Origin of the sequence: Sulfurovum sp. (genome assembly GCF_041562805.1) — a bacterium.
Taxonomy (GTDB): domain Bacteria; phylum Campylobacterota; class Campylobacteria; order Campylobacterales; family Sulfurovaceae; genus Sulfurovum.
Genome location: NZ_JBFFOH010000133.1, coordinates 1 through 6992 on the forward strand (window position 1 = coordinate 1; position 6992 = coordinate 6992).

A 6992-nucleotide genomic window follows, 5' to 3' on the forward strand; every position below is an offset into this window, starting at 1 on the left:
GAAGCAAATAGCCTTGTCAATTTTTCTTTTACTGATTACTGCACATGTAAAAGCGGATTCGTGCCGAAATCAGCAACTCTCTTTTGAAAAAGAGGAGATCGCCTATGATACGGTAGCCCGTATAGCAGTAGCCGGCAACAGTGCATACGCGATCATTGAACGGTTTGTAGAAGAGGGTGATGCTTTGTTGACAGCGTGCCCAAATGTCTACTCCCTTGATCGTCAATACATCTTAAAACGCAAACTAAAAAAGGCCAGGCAGCATCAACAAAGCTATAAGGTTTTTTCACAATCTAATATTAGCAGTTACGCACGAACGCACCCCGAAGAGATCATCGTCTATAAATGGGGAACGATAAGGGCTGTAGAATGAAAAAGTTGCTCCTAACAGCAGCTATATTGCTACTGGTCGCCAGCACAACTCTATCTGCCCAGAGTTGCAGCGATCGCAGAGAGGCTTACGATATGGCACTGTACATGATGAACGAAAAGGGTAATGTCTCATATCGCAAAAACTATGATCTGGTCAATGAACTTATCGATAGCGCCATAATCTATTTGGCATACTGCAAAGAGGAGATCACTTTAGCCGGGCAGTATCAGATCCAGCAGGTGATCAAACGAGGGGACAAAAAACGAAGGGAGTACTTTAAAGGGGCGGTCAGAGAGTACCATGCCATTTACGGCATTCGTCCCAATGTAACAGAGATCTATCAAGAGGGCAGCTTTTCGAGCGGAGACGGTGGCGGGAAGCCCGGATACTCTTCACCGCCGCGTTTCCCACCTGTAAGGCAGCCCCAAATGCCACCGGTGCAATGATAAAAGCTAGGTTCGATATAATGTCAGCCTCTCTTTCTCCTTATCGCTTAACTGGATAAAGCAGGGCCCTCCTAAGGCCTAGCTCGAGGTTCGAGTCCTCGTGGGGAGACCACGCCATAGTTTAAAGCAATCTAATAAACACTTTCAAAGCCCCTAAAACACGATATTTAAAGCCTTTTATTAGTCTAAGGAAGTCTAGCATAGTTTAGGGATATCTAAGTATTTTAGGGATAGATTTAGGGATATTTATGCTTTTTGCATGAAACACGAAAATAATCTATCCCTAAAAGGCTTTTAAATGGCAAGAGCAGCTACACCCTTAACAGATAAGGAAATAAAGGCTACACGGGCGCAGGCGAAGGAATACAAGCTATTTGACGGTGGCGGTTTGTACCTCTCAGTTATGCCTACGGGCGGCAAGCTTTGGCGGTTGAAATATACCTATGAAGGTAAAGAGAAACGCATCGCTTTAGGGGCGTACCCATCGGTAAGTTTAGCAGCAGCTCGAAAGATGCGAGAAGACAATAAAACCAAAATAGCTTTAGGCATAGACCCAGCAGCAGAACGAAACGCAGCGAAGGCGACTAGACAGGCAAAAGAAAGCGAAGCTGAAAACACCCTAAACGCAGTTGCAGAGGAATATCTCAACAATATCAAGGGTGATCTAACCGAAAAGTATTACACAAAGCTGCATAGCTATTTTGATAACAACGTAAAAAAAGAGATAGGCATGAAGCCTATAAACAGCGTTACCCGTGCCGACATTAAAACGGTGATAGAGAAGATTGAAGAACGGGGAGCGGTTGAGGTTGCAAAAAAAACCGTTAATCTATTAGAGCGTATTTTCAAATATGCAGTATCAACAGACAAAGCACAGCATAACATTATTGCCGACATAGAGAAGCGATACGCTATCAAGAGAAGATCAGTAAGGCATCACCCGACTATCACAGACCGAGCAGGGATTAAAAGCTTATTGGCAGCGATAGACGGTTATCAAGGCGATTACGTCACAAAATGCGCTTTACAGATTGCCCCTTATGTTGCTTTACGTCCTGGAGAACTTAGGGCGGCGGAGTGGTCGGAGATAGACTTTGAAAATGCCCTTTGGAAAATACCAGCCGAAAAGATGAAGATGCGAAAGCCTCATATTGTGCCGCTAGTACCGTATGTAATCGAAGTGCTTAAAGAGCTGCAACAGTACACAGGACATAACAAATATGTTTTTACTAATGCCGTTTATAAAGACCGCTTTATGAGTGAGAACACGCTTAATTATGCACTTAGAAGAATGAGTTTCACAAAAGACGAAATAGTCTCTCATGGCTTTAGAGGTATGTTCAGCACAATCGCACACGAGAAGATGGGCGAGCACGGGCATAGCAGTGACGTAATAGAGCGACAGTTAGCCCACACAGAGCGAAGCAGCGTAAAGGCAGCCTATAACCATGCTGAACACTTAGAAGCCCGTAAAGAGCTTATGAAGTGGTGGGGCGGTTATCTTGATGGGATAAAGGCGGAAAAATGACTATTACATTAGAAGAACTGAAAAATTCAATTCAGAGCAACATTCAAAGACTCATTAACGTCGAACTCAAACAATTTCTAAACGAACTAAAAAATTTAGAACAATTAATTATAATAGCTGATGAATCAAAAATAAATATGTTCCAAAAAATGAAGAATCATAATCAAGCATTACTTAGTCAGTATAAAAATGAAGAACTTCAATCACAAATAGATCAATACAAAAATAAAATAAAAGATATTCAATCAGAGCTTATTTCGCTTAAGCAACTAAGAAAAGAGTTGTTGATAAAGAGAAGTATTTATATGAATAGATTAAAAACTGCATTGGAACAAAATAAGAAGCCATCTAAAGATTTAAAAAAAATCCTATGTAGTAGCAATCAAAACTATACTCATTGGATAGTAGGTCTATGTTACTTTTTATTAAGAAGTAATGGAGAAAATCATAAAGAAATAAAGCAGCGAATGAACTTACTTTTGGAAGAAATATCACACCATCAAGACATTAAACAAACCGATGCGAATATAAATCAGATGAGTACAATTATAATTTTCAACATACTAGGGGTAGAAACTCACGATAGAATTAAATCACAAAATAATACTTTTAAAGACTCAGTACACCCTCACGAATTTTAATAAAAAAAAGTTGGACGAAGAAAAAAACACAGTCCAACTTTACTCCTATACTATTACATAATCTGACTAGCTATTAGAGAGTGTAAGTAAATTTCAATCGCTTATACTGGATAAGTACTTAACCCCTTTTAATTGTAGGTAACAGTTATAGAGGATTATACAATGGATAGATTTATCCGAATTAAAGAAGTTATGGAATTAACAGGGTTGGCTAAGAGCACCGTGTGGGCATGGGTTGCCTCTGGACGTTTGCCAAAAGGAACGAAGTTATCTTCTCGTGTCACAGTCTGGAGAGAATCAGAGATCCAAACATGGATTGAAAAGCAGACGGGCGGTGCTGCATGAAAAGCACACTATCACTAAACGAGACAGAAAAAAAGATTTTGTCCTTAGCCCTAAAAGATGATGATAGAGTGCAAACTCATTACTCCAAAGAGGTTTTTAATTGTCACTATCTGCCTGATCTGATACAACATCTTAGAAGGAAGTTAGAGCGGTTTTTTGACATTGCAGATGGTACAGATATCTTACTCACTGAACCCCACGAAGTGTTAAAAATAGACGGAAGCGTTGCAAGAATAGGAATTTATCGAATAAGTCCTAACTATAAAAAAAGATTAGCCGAAATAATTAAAGCTAATCAAGACAGTGAAGTCAGTCGGGAAAATTGACTCTATAAGTCTTAGAAGTGAGGATTTTGAACAGTGGTTTATAAATGAAGATTATATCATAGAGACAGCCAAAAGCGTGGGAATATTTGAGCCAAAATTATGGAGTGATACTTTTAAAAAGCATCTCACTAAAAGCATAACAGAGGCAAAAATAATCTACACCTCAACAGGCTTAACTATTGCACTCAAGCGATACAACAGAAGCCCTACAAAACAAACTTTAGATATTGCAGGGCTACGAGGCTATGATAATAAATCGGAGCTTTTAAACGACTTCTTAGAGGCTCACTTCTTAGAGTTTATGGGGTGTGAACTCAAACGGATAGATGTTTGTTTCGATTTTGTGAAAGTACCAAATAGGATTATAAAAAAGCTTTGTGAAAAAAGAGAGCCTTTGAAATACTATAACACTACTTACTACAAAACTCCAAAAGAGAAAAAAACAAATGCGAAGCTGGATATAAAACGATACGACAAACAAAAAGAGGCGAACTTATCTAAACCATTAGAGCGGTTAGAGTTTTGCTTCAAAGGTGCTTATTTTCCAAAAGGAATGAAGCTCAAGGATTTAGATAAACACTTTATCTCAAAAATGGAAAAAAGTATAAAACGATTTAGTGGAATAGATGCGAAAGTACTCCCTATAAGTTACATTACTTAAATTTTCAGAAATAGCCCCTGCAAACTCCACACAGCAAGGGCTTAAATGCACTTCTTAAAGAATGCTGAAAGTGAAGTGTGAATTGAATTGATACAAAGAACAATATTGAATTTTTTCATACCTACTACAGATAAAAAAGATATACTATGTAAATTTATTAAAATAAAGGATATTTTATGATTAATGTTTCTATGAAAGTTATTTTGTCGCTAGTCTTTGTAATGGCTATTCAAGGTTGTGGAGGGCTAAAGACTCTTACTGCTATGAGTGATTCTGAATATAAACAATATAATGATGAAATACTAGAAAAATTGGAACAATGTCACAAAAGTGATAAGGGTATGGATATAAATAAATATTTAAAAAAGAGAAAAGCTATTCAAAGGACATACGAACGATATGTTATAGATGAGGAATATAATGAGACAGATAAGACATACGGTGATTTAAAAGAAGAATGCCAAACTAAATATAATAATGAGCAGTTAAGGTTGGAAAAAATAAAAGCTCAAAAACTTCAAGAAGAAAAAGAAACGGCAGCCAAAGTATTGAAAGATAATGAAGATTTAGCTAAAAAAAATGGTTACAAAGGTTATGTTGAATTTGTAGATATGCATCAGTTTATAAGACTAGCTGAAGCAGGGTCAATTAGTATAAATGATTATAAACAGTATGTTATACATTTTAGAGATAGCGGAACATATGCTTATAAGTTCACCCAGTTGGCTCAAGGAATTGAAATGTACCAACCTAATTATAGATATGGGGTAAATTCAACATTGGGTATAAAAAGAATTAAAGAGAATAAAAATCAGCCTCTTGAAGGGCAACTATTAAATAACATTGAATATGTTAGCTTTATAGGAGTAAGTACATATAAAACTGTATTAGGAGCTAACAAGCAAATAGTTTTATTTGATAGAGCCATTGATTTTAAAGTTGCCCTTGTTCAAGATATACTGGAAGAACTATCTGATCGATTATCACAATAACTAGAAGGGTTCAAATGTTTAAATTGATTAAAAAGCTATTTACTAATTCAAAACAGAGTAATGACTTGGGAATTCAAATAAGTAATGATGAAACAAACTTTATCAATCAAACTATGAAAGCAGTTTTAGTTCAAGAGTTAGATAAAAGAGATTATTTTAATAAAGAGCATAGTGGGAAAATAATAGAGCATATCTTTGGCAGAATTGATTTAAATAAAGGGAAAGCGTACTTATCGAATGAACAAAAGGAACAACTAGGAATAAGTAAACGCCTTAAAATATCGGAAGATTTAATTGAAATATTTAATAAAGAAAAGATAAAAGGTACAAATCCAAAAAAATTATTGTCTAATTTGTTTAATCAAGTTCGCAATAAAGCTTTAGAAATTAATAATTTAAGAAAGCTAAAAAATGTTGGCTTTAAATATGTAAGATTATTAAATGCTGGTGGAAAACTAAGTTGTGAATGGTGTAAAAAGAATGATAACAAAAAAATAAAAATTGGTGACGCAGTAGCATTAATAGATAGACATTGTCAGTGTGACTTTATAAGAGTCACTTTTGTTGTAGATAAAAACTATGACTAAAAGAGAATTTGAAGTTATCTCACTCTATTCAAAAGGCTTGAAATTTAAAGAAATAGGTCATTGTTTGAACATTGTAGAACGAACAGCTATAAACTACTTTATGCGAGCTAAAGCCAAAGACAAAAGCCGAATTAATAGGGCTAAGAGATCAAGGGCTATAAACAAGCAATACTACAAGATGCGATTAAAAGAAGTGATACAAGATGCAAAAGAATATAATCGTGAGATTAAGAAGTATGGATATACTTTTAGAAGTGAGCTATCAATCAAAAATCAATCAAAGGTATTACGATTAAAATACTTTGATGAGTGCTTAATATTCGCATACAAAAGTTATCATAGATTTAGGCTCAAAAGTGCGACAAAAGTTCGACAAAGGTTCGACACTTTCAGGAATAAAAGCGAACACTCAAACGGCTAATTTGTACTACTGATTTAAGACTACTCAAATAATAGCCAAGACACACAAAAGCAATAGCCCTATTTTTAGGGAGTTGCTACTTACAATTTTCAAACTTTATACAATCAAAGTTTCAAATAATGAAACAGTAAAATGACAAACTAAATACTAAAGACGTGCTTTGTTAACATTGCCTTTATAGATTTAAAGTCAGTGTAATAGCTATTCAAACTTTAACTGTTTTTTGTTATTATCACTACATGAATGAAATAATTACTAAGCTACCAGTATTTGAAGATGCCGAGACGATCAAGGCAAAAGACGCAAAAACGAAACAAGACAATTTAGCCTCTCTCAAAATAGCAGCCGAAGAAATAGCAGCGTTGCTCAAATCACAAAAGAAATAGTTACTTTTTTACCACACACAAAATTTTAGGGATAGATTTAGGGATAGATTTTTAAAGTATATTTACAAACCCCTATAAATAGGGATTAAATAGATCTCTTTGGTTTCTCGTGGGGAGACCACTTCCATTCATATTCCCCAGGTTTAATCAATTCTCTGAAATTTTATCGAAGATGATTTCTGTTACTGCAAACTGCCCCCTTTAAACTGTCGCAACTCACCTCTCTTGAAAAAATAGACACTTTTTTACAACACGCTCCTAAATCTTGAACATTTTCATAGCCTTA

Annotated in this window: 11 protein-coding genes and 1 tRNA gene; all 12 read left to right on the plus strand. The window is 35.6% G+C overall.

The features are described 5' to 3' along the window. A partial coding sequence (locus ABYK33_RS12380) for a hypothetical protein (protein ID WP_373033559.1) occupies nucleotides 1-373 on the plus strand: 373 nt, incomplete at its 5' end. Next, nucleotides 346-819: a hypothetical protein gene (locus ABYK33_RS12385; RefSeq protein WP_373033560.1), complete on the plus strand. Its 474-nt coding sequence runs from the start codon at nucleotides 346-348 to the stop codon at nucleotides 817-819. The genes ABYK33_RS12380 and ABYK33_RS12385, both read left to right, overlap by 28 nt. Before the next feature lie 36 nt (nucleotides 820-855). Next, a tRNA-Arg gene (locus tag ABYK33_RS12390) sits at nucleotides 856-931 on the plus strand. 186 nt (nucleotides 932-1117) lie between these two features. Next, complete coding sequence (locus tag ABYK33_RS12395; protein ID WP_373033561.1) at nucleotides 1118-2347, plus strand: tyrosine-type recombinase/integrase; 1230 nt, start codon at nucleotides 1118-1120, stop codon at nucleotides 2345-2347. Further along, nucleotides 2344-2988 (plus strand): hypothetical protein, encoded by a 645-nt coding sequence (locus ABYK33_RS12400; protein ID WP_373033562.1) that lies wholly within the window; start codon nucleotides 2344-2346, stop codon nucleotides 2986-2988. Before ABYK33_RS12395 ends, ABYK33_RS12400 begins: the two co-directional genes overlap by 4 nt. Before the next feature lie 162 nt (nucleotides 2989-3150). Continuing rightward, nucleotides 3151-3333, plus strand: a complete 183-nt coding sequence (locus ABYK33_RS12405) for a helix-turn-helix transcriptional regulator (protein WP_373033563.1) — start codon at nucleotides 3151-3153, stop codon at nucleotides 3331-3333. Then, nucleotides 3330-3659: a hypothetical protein gene (locus tag ABYK33_RS12410; RefSeq protein WP_373033564.1), complete on the plus strand. Its 330-nt coding sequence runs from the start codon at nucleotides 3330-3332 to the stop codon at nucleotides 3657-3659. Before ABYK33_RS12405 ends, ABYK33_RS12410 begins: the two co-directional genes overlap by 4 nt. After that, a complete protein-coding gene (locus ABYK33_RS12415; RefSeq protein WP_373033566.1) occupies nucleotides 3637-4320 on the plus strand; it encodes a hypothetical protein in 684 nt (227 codons plus the stop codon). Before ABYK33_RS12410 ends, ABYK33_RS12415 begins: the two co-directional genes overlap by 23 nt. Before the next feature lie 176 nt (nucleotides 4321-4496). Next, nucleotides 4497-5312 carry a hypothetical protein gene (locus tag ABYK33_RS12420; RefSeq protein WP_373033567.1) on the plus strand — a complete coding sequence of 272 codons (816 nt, stop codon included), beginning with the start codon at nucleotides 4497-4499 and terminating at the stop codon, nucleotides 5310-5312. A 14-nt stretch (nucleotides 5313-5326) separates the two neighbouring features. Continuing rightward, nucleotides 5327-5899, plus strand: a complete 573-nt coding sequence (locus ABYK33_RS12425) for a hypothetical protein (protein WP_373033568.1) — start codon at nucleotides 5327-5329, stop codon at nucleotides 5897-5899. Next, complete coding sequence (locus ABYK33_RS12430) at nucleotides 5892-6320, plus strand: hypothetical protein (protein ID WP_373033569.1); 429 nt, start codon at nucleotides 5892-5894, stop codon at nucleotides 6318-6320. Before ABYK33_RS12425 ends, ABYK33_RS12430 begins: the two co-directional genes overlap by 8 nt. 239 nt (nucleotides 6321-6559) lie before the next feature. Next, nucleotides 6560-6706 (plus strand): hypothetical protein, encoded by a 147-nt coding sequence (locus ABYK33_RS12435; RefSeq protein WP_373033570.1) that lies wholly within the window; start codon nucleotides 6560-6562, stop codon nucleotides 6704-6706. Nucleotides 6707-6992: the final 286 nt, after the last annotated feature.